15 protein-coding genes are annotated in these 13,922 nt (G+C 40.0%); all 15 read right to left on the bottom strand.

Annotated elements, in window-relative coordinates; translation table 11 throughout:
* Window positions 1–40: 40 nt before the first annotated feature.
* Window positions 41–607, bottom strand: coding sequence for an elongation factor P (efp, locus tag GR160_RS05765; protein ID WP_160748869.1), 567 nt, complete (start codon window positions 605–607; stop codon window positions 41–43).
* 107 nt (window positions 608–714) lie between these two features.
* On the bottom strand, window positions 715–1,503 hold the full coding sequence (gene lpxA / locus GR160_RS05760) for an acyl-ACP--UDP-N-acetylglucosamine O-acyltransferase (protein WP_160748868.1): 789 nt from the start codon (window positions 1,501–1,503) through the stop codon (window positions 715–717).
* Window positions 1,504–1,519: 16 nt separating this feature from the next.
* Window positions 1,520–2,911 (bottom strand): bifunctional UDP-3-O-[3-hydroxymyristoyl] N-acetylglucosamine deacetylase/3-hydroxyacyl-ACP dehydratase, encoded by a 1,392-nt coding sequence (locus GR160_RS05755; protein ID WP_160748867.1) that lies wholly within the window; start codon window positions 2,909–2,911, stop codon window positions 1,520–1,522.
* 11 nt (window positions 2,912–2,922) lie between these two features.
* Window positions 2,923–3,951 carry a UDP-3-O-(3-hydroxymyristoyl)glucosamine N-acyltransferase gene (gene lpxD, locus GR160_RS05750; RefSeq protein ID WP_160748866.1) on the bottom strand — a complete coding sequence of 343 codons (1,029 nt, stop codon included), beginning with the start codon at window positions 3,949–3,951 and terminating at the stop codon, window positions 2,923–2,925.
* 23 nt (window positions 3,952–3,974) lie between these two features.
* Window positions 3,975–5,219 (bottom strand): HD domain-containing protein, encoded by a 1,245-nt coding sequence (locus GR160_RS05745; protein WP_160748865.1) that lies wholly within the window; start codon window positions 5,217–5,219, stop codon window positions 3,975–3,977.
* An 86-nt stretch (window positions 5,220–5,305) separates the two neighbouring features.
* Window positions 5,306–7,291, bottom strand: a complete 1,986-nt coding sequence (uvrB, locus tag GR160_RS05740; RefSeq protein ID WP_160748864.1) for an excinuclease ABC subunit UvrB — start codon at window positions 7,289–7,291, stop codon at window positions 5,306–5,308.
* A 14-nt stretch (window positions 7,292–7,305) separates the two neighbouring features.
* Window positions 7,306–7,602 (bottom strand): type II toxin-antitoxin system RelE/ParE family toxin, encoded by a 297-nt coding sequence (locus GR160_RS19545; RefSeq protein WP_160748863.1) that lies wholly within the window; start codon window positions 7,600–7,602, stop codon window positions 7,306–7,308.
* Window positions 7,587–7,817: a hypothetical protein gene (locus GR160_RS05730; RefSeq protein ID WP_160748862.1), complete on the bottom strand. Its 231-nt coding sequence runs from the start codon at window positions 7,815–7,817 to the stop codon at window positions 7,587–7,589. Before GR160_RS05730 ends, GR160_RS19545 begins: the two co-directional genes overlap by 16 nt.
* Before the next feature lie 81 nt (window positions 7,818–7,898).
* Window positions 7,899–8,501, bottom strand: a complete 603-nt coding sequence (hisIE, locus tag GR160_RS05725) for a bifunctional phosphoribosyl-AMP cyclohydrolase/phosphoribosyl-ATP diphosphatase HisIE (RefSeq protein ID WP_160748861.1) — start codon at window positions 8,499–8,501, stop codon at window positions 7,899–7,901.
* Window positions 8,498–9,250 carry an imidazole glycerol phosphate synthase subunit HisF gene (hisF, locus tag GR160_RS05720; RefSeq protein WP_160748860.1) on the bottom strand — a complete coding sequence of 251 codons (753 nt, stop codon included), beginning with the start codon at window positions 9,248–9,250 and terminating at the stop codon, window positions 8,498–8,500. The genes hisIE and hisF overlap by 4 nt, the downstream gene beginning before the upstream one ends.
* On the bottom strand, window positions 9,244–9,957 hold the full coding sequence (hisA, locus tag GR160_RS05715; protein WP_160748859.1) for a 1-(5-phosphoribosyl)-5-[(5-phosphoribosylamino)methylideneamino]imidazole-4-carboxamide isomerase: 714 nt from the start codon (window positions 9,955–9,957) through the stop codon (window positions 9,244–9,246). Before hisA ends, hisF begins: the two co-directional genes overlap by 7 nt.
* A complete protein-coding gene (gene hisH, locus GR160_RS05710) occupies window positions 9,954–10,532 on the bottom strand; it encodes an imidazole glycerol phosphate synthase subunit HisH (RefSeq protein WP_160748858.1) in 579 nt (192 codons plus the stop codon). The genes hisA and hisH overlap by 4 nt, the downstream gene beginning before the upstream one ends.
* Window positions 10,529–11,617, bottom strand: a complete 1,089-nt coding sequence (hisB, locus tag GR160_RS05705; RefSeq protein WP_160748857.1) for a bifunctional histidinol-phosphatase/imidazoleglycerol-phosphate dehydratase HisB — start codon at window positions 11,615–11,617, stop codon at window positions 10,529–10,531. Before hisB ends, hisH begins: the two co-directional genes overlap by 4 nt.
* Window positions 11,614–12,639, bottom strand: coding sequence for a histidinol-phosphate transaminase (gene hisC, locus GR160_RS05700; protein ID WP_202390716.1), 1,026 nt, complete (start codon window positions 12,637–12,639; stop codon window positions 11,614–11,616). The genes hisB and hisC overlap by 4 nt, the downstream gene beginning before the upstream one ends.
* A complete protein-coding gene (gene hisD / locus GR160_RS05695) occupies window positions 12,632–13,921 on the bottom strand; it encodes a histidinol dehydrogenase (protein WP_370519208.1) in 1,290 nt (429 codons plus the stop codon). The genes hisC and hisD overlap by 8 nt, the downstream gene beginning before the upstream one ends.
* Between the last annotated feature and the right edge of the window lies 1 nt (window position 13,922).

The raw sequence follows: 13,922 nt of genomic DNA, 5'->3' as shown, positions 1-13,922 counted from the left end.
AGAATTGTTACATTTTCAAATTAATCAATTGACTAATTAATTACTCTTTAACACGCTCAAGGTAAGAACCTGTTGCTGTATCAATTTTAATTTTATCGCCTTCGTTAATAAATAACGGAACGTTTACTGATGCTCCTGTTTCTACTTTTGCAGGTTTGGTTGCATTAGTAGCAGTGTTGCCTTTAACACCAGGCTCTGCATAAGTAACTTCAAGAACAACAGATGCAGGCATATCTACAGAAAGTGGAGCTTCAGTCTCTGCATTGATGATAACCATTACATTTTCGCCTTCTTTTAAAAGATCCGGAGCATCAAGAATATCTTTAGCAAGGGTAATTTGCTCATAGGTTTCTGCATGCATAAAGTTAAACTGGTCTCCCTCTGCATATAAAAACTGGAATTTATGTGTTTCAACACGAACATCGTCAATTTTATGACCTGCAGAAAAAGTATTATCAAGAACTTTACCTGTAGTAAGGCTTTTCAGTTTTGTACGAACAAACGCAGGTCCTTTACCAGGTTTAACGTGAAGGAACTCTATGATTTTATATATATCATGGTTAAATTTAATGCATAAACCATTTCTGATATCTGATGTACTTGCCATTTTAAGCTATTTTATTTTAATTGTTTTTCTTGTTTGTTTGATGATATGGAAATTTGGTTATTCGTTAAATGAAAATACTTAAAGGATTAACCAAATATTAGCCTGAATTATACGTTACCTCCGCTATAGCCTTTCATAACACCTCTCGAAGAGTTACGTATTGCCATAATAATTTCATCACGCTCCGGAGTGGCTTCCATTTCGGCCTCGACAATTTCAAGAGCTTGAGAAACGTTATAATTCTTTTGGTACAAAATTCGGTAAATGTTTTGTATTTCAGTAATTTTTTCTGAAGAAAAACCACGTCTTCTTAATCCTACAGAGTTGATACCCACGTAGCTAAGCGGCTCACGGGCTGCTTTTACATAAGGAGGAACGTCTTTTCTTACAAGCGATCCACCCGTAACAAACGCATGATTACCAATAGTAGAGAATTGGTGTACGGCAACCATACCTGCAAGCACTACATAATCACCTACAGTAATGTGGCCTGCAAGGTTTGTATTGTTACTAAATATGCAGTAGTTGCCCACAAAACAATCGTGTGCAATGTGAGAGTAAGCCATAACAAGACAGTTCCTGCCAATAACGGTTTTCATCCTGTCTGATGTACCACGGTTAATGGTAACACACTCCCTAATGGTAGTATTGTCGCCAATTTCGGCAGTAGTTTCTTCTCCCTGATATTTTAAGTCCTGTGGCGGAGCAGATATTACAGCTCCCGGAAATATATTACAGTTTTTACCTATGCGTGCTCCTTCCATAATTGTTACGTTAGAGCCTATCCATGTGCCTTCGCCAATAACCACATTGTTGTGGATGGTTGTAAAAGGTTCGATTACCACATTTTTGGCAATCTTGGCACCCGGATGTACATATGCTAAGGGTTGATTCATACCTTAAAGTATTCGTTTAGTTTGTAGATTTTGCAATTTGCGCCATTAGTTCGGCTTCTGCAACCAGTTTTCCGTTTGCATAGGCATTTGCCTGCATGTGGCATATACCGCGGCGTATAGGCGAAATAAGGTCGCATTTAAACACCAGCGTATCGCCTGGTAATACTTTATGTTTAAACTTAACATTGTCTATTTTCATAAAGTAAGTAAGATAGTTTTCAGGATCCGGTACGGTACTCAGAATAAGAATACCGCCCGTTTGTGCCATAGCTTCTACTATAAGAACACCCGGCATTACAGGAGCGCCCGGAAAGTGACCCACGAAAAAATTCTCGTTCATGGTAACGTTCTTAAGACCCACCACGTGGCTTTCGCTCATTTCAAGAATGCGGTCTACCAATAAAAATGGCGGACGGTGCGGCAGCATGCTCATAATTTTATGGATGTCCATCAATGGCTCCTTGTGCAGGTCATAAACCGGCACGGCATTGCGCTGCTCTATTTTTATTATTTTAGACAGTTTTTTAGCAAACTGTGTGTTTACAAAATGTCCGGGTTTGTTGGCTATAACTTTACCTTTAATGCGTGTACCTATAAGTGCAAGGTCGCCAATAACGTCAAGCAGTTTGTGGCGTGCTGCCTCATTAGGGTAGTGCAGCGTAAGGTTGTCTAATATACCGTTTGGTTTTACAGTAATACTGTCTTTTCCAAAGGCAACTTTTAGCCTTTCCATTGTTTCTTCAGATATTTCTTTATCTACATAAACAATAGCATTATTTAGGTCGCCGCCTTTTATAAGGCCATTTTCCAGCAAAGTTTCAAGTTCGTGTAAAAAGCTGAAAGTTCTTGAATCAGAAATCTCTGCTTTAAAATCTGCCATGCTTTTAAGGGTAGCATTTTGGGTGCCTAATACTTTAGTTCCAAAATCTACCATGGCTGTAACCTGATAATCATCTGCAGGCATTACAATAATTTCGCTGCCTGTAGACTCGTCCGTATAAGATATAACTTCTTTTACAACATATACTTTACGTTCGGCATCCTGTTCTTCGATACCTACGCTTTCAATTGCCTCAACAAAATATTTTGAAGAGCCATCCATAATTGGCGGTTCAGATGCATCAAGCTCAATAATAACATTGTCTACATCGCAGCCTACAAAAGCTGCAAGTACATGCTCTGATGTTTGAATTTTTACGCCTTTCTTTTCAAGGTTAGTGCCTCTTTGAGTATTTACTACATAAGTGGCATCGGCCTCTATAACGGGTTGGCCTTCTAAATCTACCCTTACAAAAGTGTATCCATTATTAACCGGTGCGGGCTTAAAAGTCATTGTTACTTCTTTCCCGGTGTGCAGCCCAACGCCCTTTAACGATATTTCGCTTTTGATGGTGGTTTGTTTAACCATTATATGTTGTTTTAATTTACTTCCTTATTACGTTTTTTAAGATCTTCAATATCTGATACTATTTTAGGCAGGTTCCTGAAATGAACATACGATTTGTTGAAATCAGAATAACCTAAAGCCGGGCTTCCCTGTATGGCTTCGCCATCAGGTATGTTTTTACCCACACCGCTTTGTGCCTGTATGCGCACATTGTTGCCAATGGTTATATGGCCAACAATGCCCACCTGACCACCAATAATACAGTTTTTGCCAATTTTTGTAGATCCGGCAACACCGGTTTGCGATGCTATAACTGTATTTTCGCCAATAACCACATTATGGGCAATTTGTATCTGGTTGTCAAGCTTAACGCCTTTTTTAATAATGGTAGAACCTAATGTAGCCCTGTCTATAGTAGTACATGAACCTATGTCTACATTATCTTCTATGATAACGTTGCCTATTTGCGGAACTTTATTATAAACGCCCTCTTCATTAGGAACATATCCAAATCCATCAGAACCTACAATAGCTCCTGAGTGAATGGTACATCCTGACCCAATTTCGGTTTCAGAATATATACGAACCCCAGCAAACAATATGGTATTGTCTCCAATGATTACATTATCTCCAACAAAGCTGTTAGGGTATATTTTTACGTTGCTGCCTATTTTTACATTCTTGCCGATGTAGCAAAAGCTGCCCAAATAAAGGTTATCACCATAGGTGGCACCTTCAGAAAGTACTGACGGTTGCTCTATGCCCGATTTCATTAACTTTACCTGATTGTAATATTCCAATAATTTGGAGAATGATTTATAGGCATCATCTACCTTTATAAGTGTGGTAGTAATACTTGCTTCAGGCTCAAAAGTTTTATTAACTATTGTAATACTTGCCTGGGTGCTGTATATGTATGAATTGTATTTTGGGTTAGCCAAAAAAGTAAGAGACCCATCGGTACCTTCTTCTATCTTGGCGAGCTTATAAACCTCTATTTGAGGGTTACCTACAACTTCGCCTTCAAGTATTCCCGCTATTTGTTCTGCTGTAAATTTCATCCCGACAAAAATATAAAATTAAATTAAATAGCTGCTTTTTCCAAAAGTACTTTTGGAAAGCAAAGGTAATACTTGGTTACTTCTTTAGATAATGCCTTTAAATTCAGTTGGTCAGATGCATCTACAACATCTTCTATAGTGCGGTCTTTTTTTAGTATATGTATGGGTTCGCCCTGCTTGTTGTAGGCTTGGTTCTTTATTTTACCTCTAAATACAAAATATTCTGCTTCTTTTTCCGTTATGCCCTGCTTTTGAATAATGTTACGCCTTAGTGCAGAAACCTCTTCTTTGGATACTTTTTCGGCCTGCATCCTTATTTTGGGCAAATCACGGTTTATGATCATTTTGCTGAGTTCGCTTAAAACGAAATCATCGTTAAATTGCCACGATTTTATAGCACTGATAATATCAAAATCATCAAGATAGGAAAAGGTTTTTAATACTTCATCATTAAAATCATCTGCCTCTATTTTATTTTTAAGAAAGAATTGTAGTGGCTCACTTGCCGGAAGTATTTTGTTATTGTGTGTAAGCTCTTTGGCTCTTTTTAATATGCGTGTAAGTACAAGTTCTGCGGCAACACTGGTTTTGTGTAGATAGGCCTGCCAATACATAAGTCTTCGGGCAACTAAAAATTTTTCTACTGAGTAGATGCCTTTTTCTTCTATTACCAGCATATCGTCTTTTACATTGAACATTTGTATCAAACGTTCACTGTTAATATTACCTTCGGCTACACCACTATAAAAGCTGTCGCGTTTAAGGTAGTCCATCCTGTCCATGTCAAGCTGGCTTGATATAAGCTGAAGCATAAACTTGCGGTGGTAATTACCTTTAAATATTTGTATAGCAAGCGAAAGCCTGCCGTCAAAAGTTTTATTGAGGCTATCCATAAACAGGATAGATATGTTTTCATGACTTATATTCTCGACTATACTGTGCTCCATGGCATGAGAAAATGGGCCATGCCCAATATCGTGTAACAGTATAGCGATGCAAAGCGCATTTTCTTCTTCTTCAGATATTTCTACACCTTTAAATTTAAGTACCTGTATGGTTTTCTGCATGATGTGCATACAACCCAAAGCATGATGAAAACGGGTATGGTGAGCACCCGGATATACCAAATAAGAAAGCCCCATTTGAGATATTCGCCTGAGCCTTTGGAAATAAGGGTGCTGAATAAGGTCGTAAACCAGCGGATTTGTTATAGAGATAAACCCATAAATAGGGTCGTTTAATATTTTAAGCTTATTGATTTCGCTCACAGTCTCGCAAATTTTTAACAAATATAGTAAAACCTGTGGGTTTGCACGGCACAAACGTTTTAATCAGGTCAATATTATGATTTCAATTAAACCTTTTCCTGCAAAACTTTAATCTCATCTCTTAGTTTAGCGGCTTGTATAAAGTCCAGTTCCTTGGCTGCTTTTTCCATAATCTTGCGCTTTTCACGAATAAGCTTCTCGATATCCCCTTTGGCCATATATGTAGTATCGGGTTCGGCAGCCATTTTAGGTGTATGTTCCAGTTTATAAGCGTTGCTTTTGCCCAGGGTATTTTTTTCAATTTTCTTGCTAAGCCCCATAGGCACTTTATTGTGCAGGGTGTTATATTCTATTTGTTTGGTGCGTCTGTAATTAGTTTCGTCTATGGTGCGTTGCATACTATCGGTAATTTTATCGGCATACATAATGGCCTTACCATTTACGTTACGGGCTGCACGGCCTACAGTTTGGGTAAGCGAGCGGTTGCTGCGCAAAAAGCCTTCTTTATCGGCATCAAGTATGGCTACAAGAGACACCTCCGGTAAATCTAAACCTTCCCTTAGCAGGTTAACACCAATCAGAACGTCAAATAAACCCTTGCGCAAGTCCTGCATTATTTCAACACGTTCCAGAGTATCTACTTCACTATGTATGTAACGGCAACGAATAGATACTTTGTCCAGATATTTTGCCAGTTCTTCAGCCATACGCTTGGTAAGAGTAGTAACAAGCACACGCTCGTCTACTTCTACACGCTGGTGAATTTCTTCAATAAGGTCGTCTATCTGGTTAAGGCTTGGGCGAATTTCTATAATAGGGTCAAGTAACCCTGTAGGTCGGATAATTTGCTCGGTATACACACCACCTGATTTTTGAAGCTCATAATCGGCAGGGGTTGCACTAACATATACCACCTGGTTTTGCATCGACTCAAATTCTTCAAATTTAAGCGGACGGTTATCCATTGCAGCCGGTAGTCTAAAGCCATACTCTACAAGATTTTCTTTTCTTGAACGGTCACCACCATACATGGCGTGTACCTGGCTTACGGTAACGTGGCTTTCATCTATTACCATTAAAAAATCTTCAGGAAAATAATCAATAAGGCAGAACGGACGTGTACCTGGCAGTCTGCGGTCTAGATAGCGCGAATAGTTTTCTATACCGCTGCAATAACCTAACTCCCTAATCATCTCGAGGTCAAAGTTGGTGCGCTCTTCAAGGCGTTTGGCTTCTAAATGCTTGCCTATTTCTTTAAAATAATCCACTTGTTTTACAAGATCCTGCTGTATTTCCCAAATAGCACCGTTAAGTACGTCCGGACTGGTAACGAACATGTTGGCAGGATAAATATTGAGCCTGTTATAACGCTCTATAACCTTAGAAGTTTTTTTGTCAAAAGCCTCAATTTCTTCAATTTCATCACCAAAGAAATGGATACGGAAAGGTTCGTCTCCATAGCTTGGGAAAATTTCTACCGTATCTCCTTTTATACGAAAATTGCCAGGATTAAAATCCATCTCAGTACGCGAGTATAGGCTTTGTACTAACTGATGCAACAGCTTGGTTCTTGATATTTGCTGCCCATTATGTAACGATACTACGTTTTTTTGAAACTCAACAGGGTTACCAATACCATAAAGACAGGATACAGATGCTACCACTATAATATCCCTTCGGCCTGATAGGAGGGAAGAGGTGGTATGTAAACGCATCTTTTCCAGTTCCTCGTTTATTGAGAGGTCTTTTTCAATATAAGTACCGCTTACGGGTATATAAGCTTCCGGCTGGTAATAGTCGTAGTATGATACAAAATATTCTACGGCATTTTCAGGAAAAAATTGCTTGAACTCGCTGTATAGCTGTGCGGCTAATGTTTTGTTATGTGCCAGTACAAGCGTAGGTTTTTCTACATTGGCAATAACATTAGCCATGGTAAATGTTTTACCCGAACCAGTTACACCCAAAAGGGTTTGAAAGGGCTCGCCGCTTTCAATACCTGCTGTTAACTGTTTTATGGCCTCGGGCTGATCGCCGGTAGGCTTATAATCCGATACTACCTTAAATTTCATTTTATCCTTCTTTCTTATCTGATTACTAAATCTTCGGGGTTTTGGCGGTTGTCTCTAAGTATATGTACAATTATATTCTCATTAGTAACTTCATAATATAATGTATAGTCATTAATTATTAGTGCTCTAATATTTATGAAGTTTGTTTTTATACCTATCTCAGGATTTTTATTGAGTGCAGATAACTGTTTCTGAAACCTGTTATACAATTTTAAAGAATAAGCTTTACTTTTATTACGCTCAGTAAAGTACTCAAGTATTGAAAAAAGTTTTCTCTCTGCAAATGGTGACCATATTATTTCTCTAACCATTGCCTTATTTCCTGATCCAGAACTAAATTAGTTTTAAATAAGCCCGCTTCAACTTCTTTTTGCGAAGCTTCAATCTCTCTTTTTTGTGCATCGCTCAAAATGATCGTAGGTGCAGCCTTAAGGTCAAGAATAGTCTTTAGAGCTGCAAGCAGCGACCTGTCTTCAATTTGAGAAACCTGTGCCATTACTATATTCCTGAGTTCTAGAGTATCCATAGCAAATAATTTTTACGAAGTTACAAAAAATAAAAATAAGAGGTTTAACAGGATCAATAACTATGCCCTGATTTAGCGTTATTAGTCTGATTTTTTTGAAGTATTCCGTTCTTTCAAAACAGCTTCAATATCTTCAAGTTTCATGCCTTTTGCCCTTAACAGTATTAAAAAGTGGTATAGCAAATCAGCTGCTTCGCCTTTAAACAAATCATCGTTATTGTCTTTGGCCTCTATAACCAGTTCCACGGCTTCTTCACCTACTTTCTGTGCCATTTTGTTTATGCCGCGCTTAAAGAGCTCGTTAGTGTACGATTTTTCGCTGTTGTTGCTAATGCGTTCATCAATAGTTTTTTCAAGCAGGTATAAAAAACCTTTGGCATTTTCTTCTTTAAAGCAGGTTTCGCTACCGGTGTGGCAGGTAGGCCCTGTGGGATTTACTTTTATAAGCAGCGTATCGTTATCGCAGTCTGCAAGTATTTCTTTTACATACAGATAATTGCCCGATGTTTCTCCTTTTGTCCATAGCTCATTGCGGCTGCGGCTGTAAAACGTAACCAGTCCATCGGCTTGGGTTTTGGCGAAAGCGTCTTCGTTCATATAGCCTAACATCAATACCTTAAGGCTTGTATGGTCCTGTATTACCACGGGCAGGAGCCCGTTGCCTTTATCAAAATCTAATTTCATCGCACTGCAATTTTTTCGTTCTTTAAATAGTCTTTTAGTTGTTGTATGCCTATTTCGCCATAGTGGAAAACACTCGCAGCCAGTGCCGCCGTAGCCTTGGTTTGTATAAAAACATCTTTAAAATGACCCATGCTGCCTGCACCGCCCGATGCTATTACCGGAATATTTACCGCATTAGAAACCTGTGATGTTATATCAAGAGCAAAGCCGTTTTTTGTACCGTCATTGTGCATAGAAGTAAGCAGTATTTCGCCCGCTCCAAGCGCTTCAGCCTGCTTAGCCCACGCAATGGTGTTGAGGCCTGTTGCCAAAGTACCACCGCTTATAAAAACTTCGGGGCTGCCATTTACCATTTTAGTATCTATAGCCACAACCACAGCCTGTGTACCCAACGTGTTGGCAATATCGGCAATCAGTTGTGGGTTGCGTACTGCCGATGAATTCAGGCTTACCTTGTCTGCACCGCAGCGTATAAGCCTTTCGGCATCTTCAACGGAGTTAATACCACCACCCACAGTAAAAGGGATGTTTATTTGTGATGCTATTTTTTCGACCAAATCAGCCAGTGTTTTCCTATTTTCCTGCGTGGCGGTAATATCAAGGAATACCAGTTCATCAGCTCCGGCAAGAGTATATTGTGCTGCCATTTCTACCGCATCTCCGGCATCCCTGAGTTCAACAAAGTTAATACCCTTTACAACCCGCCCGTTTTTTATATCAAAGCAGGGAATGATTCGTTTTTTTAGCATAATTCACTCAGTTGTTTTAAGGTTATACGTCCTTCATAAATGGCTTTGCCAATAATCACGCCCTCGCAGCCCAATTGCCGCACTTGCAAAACATCCTCAATATTTGATATCCCTCCGCTGGCAATCAGGTTTACATTTATCTTGCTCAAAATCTCTGAATACAATTCGTTGGATGTTCCCTCCAGCATACCATCTTTAGAAATATCAGTACAGATTACATTTGTAACACCCCTGTTTTTATATGCTGCAATAAAATCTATTATATCAATATTGGTATTGTCTGTCCATCCTTGTATTGCTATTTTATTATTCATACAATCAGCACCCAAAATAATCTTATCTGAACTATAAGTTTCAATCCATTTATAAACTGTTTCAGGATTTTTTACCGCTATGCTGCCTGCTGTAATTTGGCTGGCACCGCTATCAAAAGCCAGTTTTAAATCGTTGTCAGTTTTTACACCGCCTCCAAAATCTATCTTTAAATTGGTTTGCGCCGCTATGGCATTTAAAACTTTATGGTTTACAATGTGTCCTGATTTTGCGCCATCAAGGTCTACCACGTGCAGGTATTTAATCCCGGCATCTTCAAACTCTTTGGCCACCTCTACAGGGTTGCTGTTATATATTTTTTGGGTGCTGTAATCGCCTTTGGTAAGGCGCACGCACTTTCCGTCTATAATATCTATGGCAGGTATAATCCTCATAAGGCTAAAAAGTTTTTAAGTATCTGTTCGCCCACAGTACCCGATTTTTCGGTGTGGAACTGCACCGCATAAAAATTGTCTTTTTGCAAAGCAGCACTAAAAGGCAGTATATAATCGCATAGAGCAATAGTGTAAGGGCATTTTTCTGCATAATAGCTGTGCACAAAATACACATCATCTTTTATTGAAATACCATCAAATAACGGACTGTTTACAGTGCTAAAATTATTCCAACCCATGTGTGGCACAATACCCGTAGGCGGAAACTTTTTAACCAATACGTCAAAAATGCCAAGGCTCAGCGTTGCACCTTCTTCCGAGGAGGTGCACATTAACTGCAACCCAAGACAAATTCCTAAAACAGGCTGTTTGAGGTTTTTAATCACCCTATCTAACCCTTTTTGTTTAAGGTAGTGCATAGCCGAAGCCGCTTCGCCGACACCAGGGAAAATCACCTTATCTGCCTGTTGTAAAAAGAGTGCATCATCGGTTACCATACATTCATAGCCAAGCCGCTTTACAGCATTTTCAACCGATTTGGTGTTACCTGCATTGTATTTAAGTATCGCTATCATAGTGTTCCTTTTGTGCTGGGTATGGCGTAATTATCTGTTTGCTTTATCGCCATTTTTATGGCTTTGGCAAAGGCTTTAAATATGCTTTCTATTTTGTGGTGCTCGTTGGCGCCCTCTGCCTTTATATTCAGGTTGCATTTGGCGTTATCGCTAAATGATTTAAAAAAGTGCAGGAACATCTCAGTAGGCATTTCGCCAATTTTTTCGCGCTTAAACTCTGCATCCCAAACCAACCATGGCCTGCCGCCAAAATCTATGGCTACCTGCGCCAGGCAGTCGTCCATTGGCAGTAAAAAGCCGTAGCGCTCTATGCCTTTTTTGCTGCCTAAAGCTTTCAGGAAAGCATCGCCAAGGGCAAGGGCGGTGTCTTCTATGGTGTGATGCTCGTCTATTTCAAGGTCGCCCTGCACTTTGATTTCCAAATCAATATTTCCGTGGCGCGAAAGCTGGTCCAGCATGTGGTCAAAAAAGCCTAAGCCAGTGTTTATATTGCTTTTGCCGCTGCCGTTTAGATTTACAGTAACTTCAATATTGGTTTCATTCGTCTTGCGGATAACCGTCCCTGTTCTTGGCACAACTTTCAGGAACTTGTAAATTTCGTTCCAGTTTTGGGTAACTAAATCAGCTTCGGCACGGTCACTACCCATATAGACCGACTTAGCGCCCAGATTTTTAGCCAGTTGCACATCGGTAAGGCGGTCGCCGATGACATACGAGTTGGCCAAATCATAACCGCCTTTTAAATAATGGGTAAGCAGGTCAGTACCGGGCTTGCGGGTGGGCAGGTTTTCGTGTTCAAAGCTTTTATCGATTACAATTTCAGAAAAAGTAATACCCTCGTTTTTAAATGCCTGAAATATTTTATTTTGCGCAGGCCAAAAGGTATCTTCAGGAAAAGAATCAGTACCAAGCCCATCCTGGTTGGTTACCATAACCAACTCATAATCCAACTCGGTTACAATTTTATTCAGATTACTGAATACCCCCGGATAGAACTCCAGTTTTTCGAGACTGTCTAACTGAAGGTCAATGGGCGGCTCTATAACCAGTGTGCCGTCGCGGTCTATAAAAAGTACTTTTTTCATAATTGTATGTTTTTAAAAGCACTAAGCAAGGCTTCGTTTTCCTGTGGTGTGCCAATGGTTATGCGCAGGCAATCAGCCACTACTTTACTTCTGTTTCTTAGTATTATATTTTTGTTTATTAATTGATTGTAGGCTTTATCTGCATCTTTTACTTTAATTAAAATAAAATTGGCATCGGTAGGGTATACTTTTGTGATGATGCTTATATCCGCAAAAGCATTAAGCATTTTTTCTTTTTCTGAAAGTATGGTTGCAAGTTGATTTTGATAAATCTCAAGATCATCAAGTGCATTCAGGGCCGCTTGTTGGTTGGGGCTACTCATGTTATACGGCGGCTTTACTTTATTTAGGTAGATAATAATTTCTGTAGAGGCAAAGGCTATTCCCATGCGTGCTGCTGCCAGCCCCCAGGCTTTGCTGAGCGTTTGCAGGACTATCAGGTTAGGGTAGTTATCTAATTTGGCTGAAAGGGAGTTGCTGCCCGCAAAGTCTATATAAGCTTCATCAACCACCACTACGCCATTAAAGTTTTCGAGAATGTATTCTATGTTGTTGATAATGTTCCCTGTTGGGTTGTTGGGCGAACAGATAAAAATAAGCTTTACATCGGTATCTTTCAGATATGTTTTACAGCTTTTAGTATCAATCTGAAAATCGCTGTTAAGGGGCAGCTTAATCAACTCTACATTGTTTATGGCTGCCGAAACCTCATACATGCCATAGGTAGGCACAAACGTAAGTGCTTTGTCTTTACCCGGTTCACAGAAAATACGGTAGCAAAGGTCGATAATCTCATCGCTGCCGTTGCCCAAAAATATATTTTCGGCAGGAACGTTTTTAACCTCGCTAAGTTTTTGTTTTACAGACTTCTGTAATGGGTCGGGGTATCGGTTCAGGCTGCCAAAAGGGTTTTCATTGGCATCAAGAAATATGCCTTCGCTGCCCTTAAATTCATCTCTTGCGGAGGAGTATGGTTCAAGCGTAAGGATATTGGGACGGATAATTTTAGTGAGGTTAAACATTGGCAAGGCTTTTTAAACGTATGGTTACGGCATTTTTGTGGGCATCGAGCTGTTCGGCGTCTGCCATCAGTTCTATGGCGGGACCGATGTTTTGCAGGCCTTTTTCACTGATTTTCTGGAACGTTATTTTCTTTACAAAACTGTCTAACGATACCCCGCTGAAGTTCTTTGCGAAGCCGTTAGTTGGTAACGTATGGTTAGTACCGCTGGCATAATCGCCTGCGCTTTCGCAGCTGTAATTGCCTAAAAATACAGAGCCTGCATTGGTTATACTGTTAATGTAAGTCTCTGCTTTTTCAGATGCAATGATAAGGTGTTCAGGAGCATATGAATTGCTGAAATTAATACATCCGTCCGTATCTTTTAAAAGTATAGCCTTGCTGTTGGCAAGACATTCTTTTACAATATTCTTTCTACTAAGCTTTTCGGCTTGAATCGCTATCGCGTTACAAACTGAATTAATAACAGTCTCATTATCTGATAGTAAAACAACCTGACTGTCGGCACCATGTTCTGCCTGCGAAAGCAGGTCGGCAGCTACAAATTCAGGATTACAGGTAGCATCGGCAATAACCAGTACTTCGCTGGGGCCGGCAGGCAGGTCGGTTGCCACATTATAGTTTTGGGCATACTGCTTGGCAGCAGCCACATACTGGTTGCCCGGGCCGAATATTTTATACACTTTTGGTATAGTTACCGTGCCTATTGCCATAGCAGCCACTGATTGTATACCGCCAATTTTGTATATGGCTGTAACTCCCACCAAGTTTGCAGCACACAGTATGGCGGGGTTTACGTTGCCGTCAGCATCAGGTGGGGTACACATAATAATTTCTTTACAGCCTGCAATCTGCGCCGGTATGCCCAGCATCAAAACTGTTGAGAACAGCGGTGCCGAACCTCCGGGTATATATATCCCAATTTTTTCTATGGCACGGCTTTCGCGCCAGCATTCAACGCCTACGGTGGTTTCTATGACCTGCGGGTTTTCCTTTTGCGCAGCGTGAAATTTCTCTATGTTGCCTTTTGCGAGTTGTATGGCCTGTTTAAGTTCTTCAGGTACTAAGCCTATAGCGGTATTTATCTCGCTTTCCGAAACTTTAAAATTGTCAATAACGGCGCCATCAAACAGTGAGGTGTATTTTTTTATTGCAAAATCACCGTTAAGCTTTACATCGTCAAATATTTGCTTTACCAAGTCCATCAAATCAGGTGCGGGCAAAACAGGCCTTTGGCAAAGGCTTTCCCATGTTTCGGGCTGCGGATATTTTATTTTTTGTATC

The organism is Flavobacterium sp. Sd200 (genome assembly GCF_009826935.1).
Taxonomy (GTDB): domain Bacteria; phylum Bacteroidota; class Bacteroidia; order Flavobacteriales; family Flavobacteriaceae; genus Flavobacterium.
Note: the sequence above shows the minus strand (reverse complement) of the source record. Positions and strands in the feature narration are given on the sequence as shown.

Coding starts and splice junctions, on each gene's coding strand:
- efp (WP_160748869.1), bottom strand. CDS start 607: ATGGCAAGTACATCAGATATCAGAAATGGTTTATGCATTAAATTTAAC.
- lpxA (WP_160748868.1), bottom strand. CDS start 1,503: ATGAATCAACCCTTAGCATATGTACATCCGGGTGCCAAGATTGCCAAA.
- GR160_RS05755 (WP_160748867.1), bottom strand. CDS start 2,911: ATGGTTAAACAAACCACCATCAAAAGCGAAATATCGTTAAAGGGCGTT.
- lpxD (WP_160748866.1), bottom strand. CDS start 3,951: ATGAAATTTACAGCAGAACAAATAGCGGGAATACTTGAAGGCGAAGTT.
- uvrB (WP_160748864.1), bottom strand. CDS start 7,291: ATGAAATTTAAGGTAGTATCGGATTATAAGCCTACCGGCGATCAGCCC.
- GR160_RS19545 (WP_160748863.1), bottom strand. CDS start 7,602: ATGGTTAGAGAAATAATATGGTCACCATTTGCAGAGAGAAAACTTTTT.
- GR160_RS05730 (WP_160748862.1), bottom strand. CDS start 7,817: ATGGATACTCTAGAACTCAGGAATATAGTAATGGCACAGGTTTCTCAA.
- hisIE (WP_160748861.1), bottom strand. CDS start 8,501: ATGAAATTAGATTTTGATAAAGGCAACGGGCTCCTGCCCGTGGTAATA.
- hisF (WP_160748860.1), bottom strand. CDS start 9,250: ATGCTAAAAAAACGAATCATTCCCTGCTTTGATATAAAAAACGGGCGG.
- hisA (WP_160748859.1), bottom strand. CDS start 9,957: ATGAGGATTATACCTGCCATAGATATTATAGACGGAAAGTGCGTGCGC.
- hisH (WP_160748858.1), bottom strand. CDS start 10,532: ATGATAGCGATACTTAAATACAATGCAGGTAACACCAAATCGGTTGAA.
- hisB (WP_160748857.1), bottom strand. CDS start 11,617: ATGAAAAAAGTACTTTTTATAGACCGCGACGGCACACTGGTTATAGAG.
- hisC (WP_202390716.1), bottom strand. CDS start 12,639: ATGTTTAACCTCACTAAAATTATCCGTCCCAATATCCTTACGCTTGAA.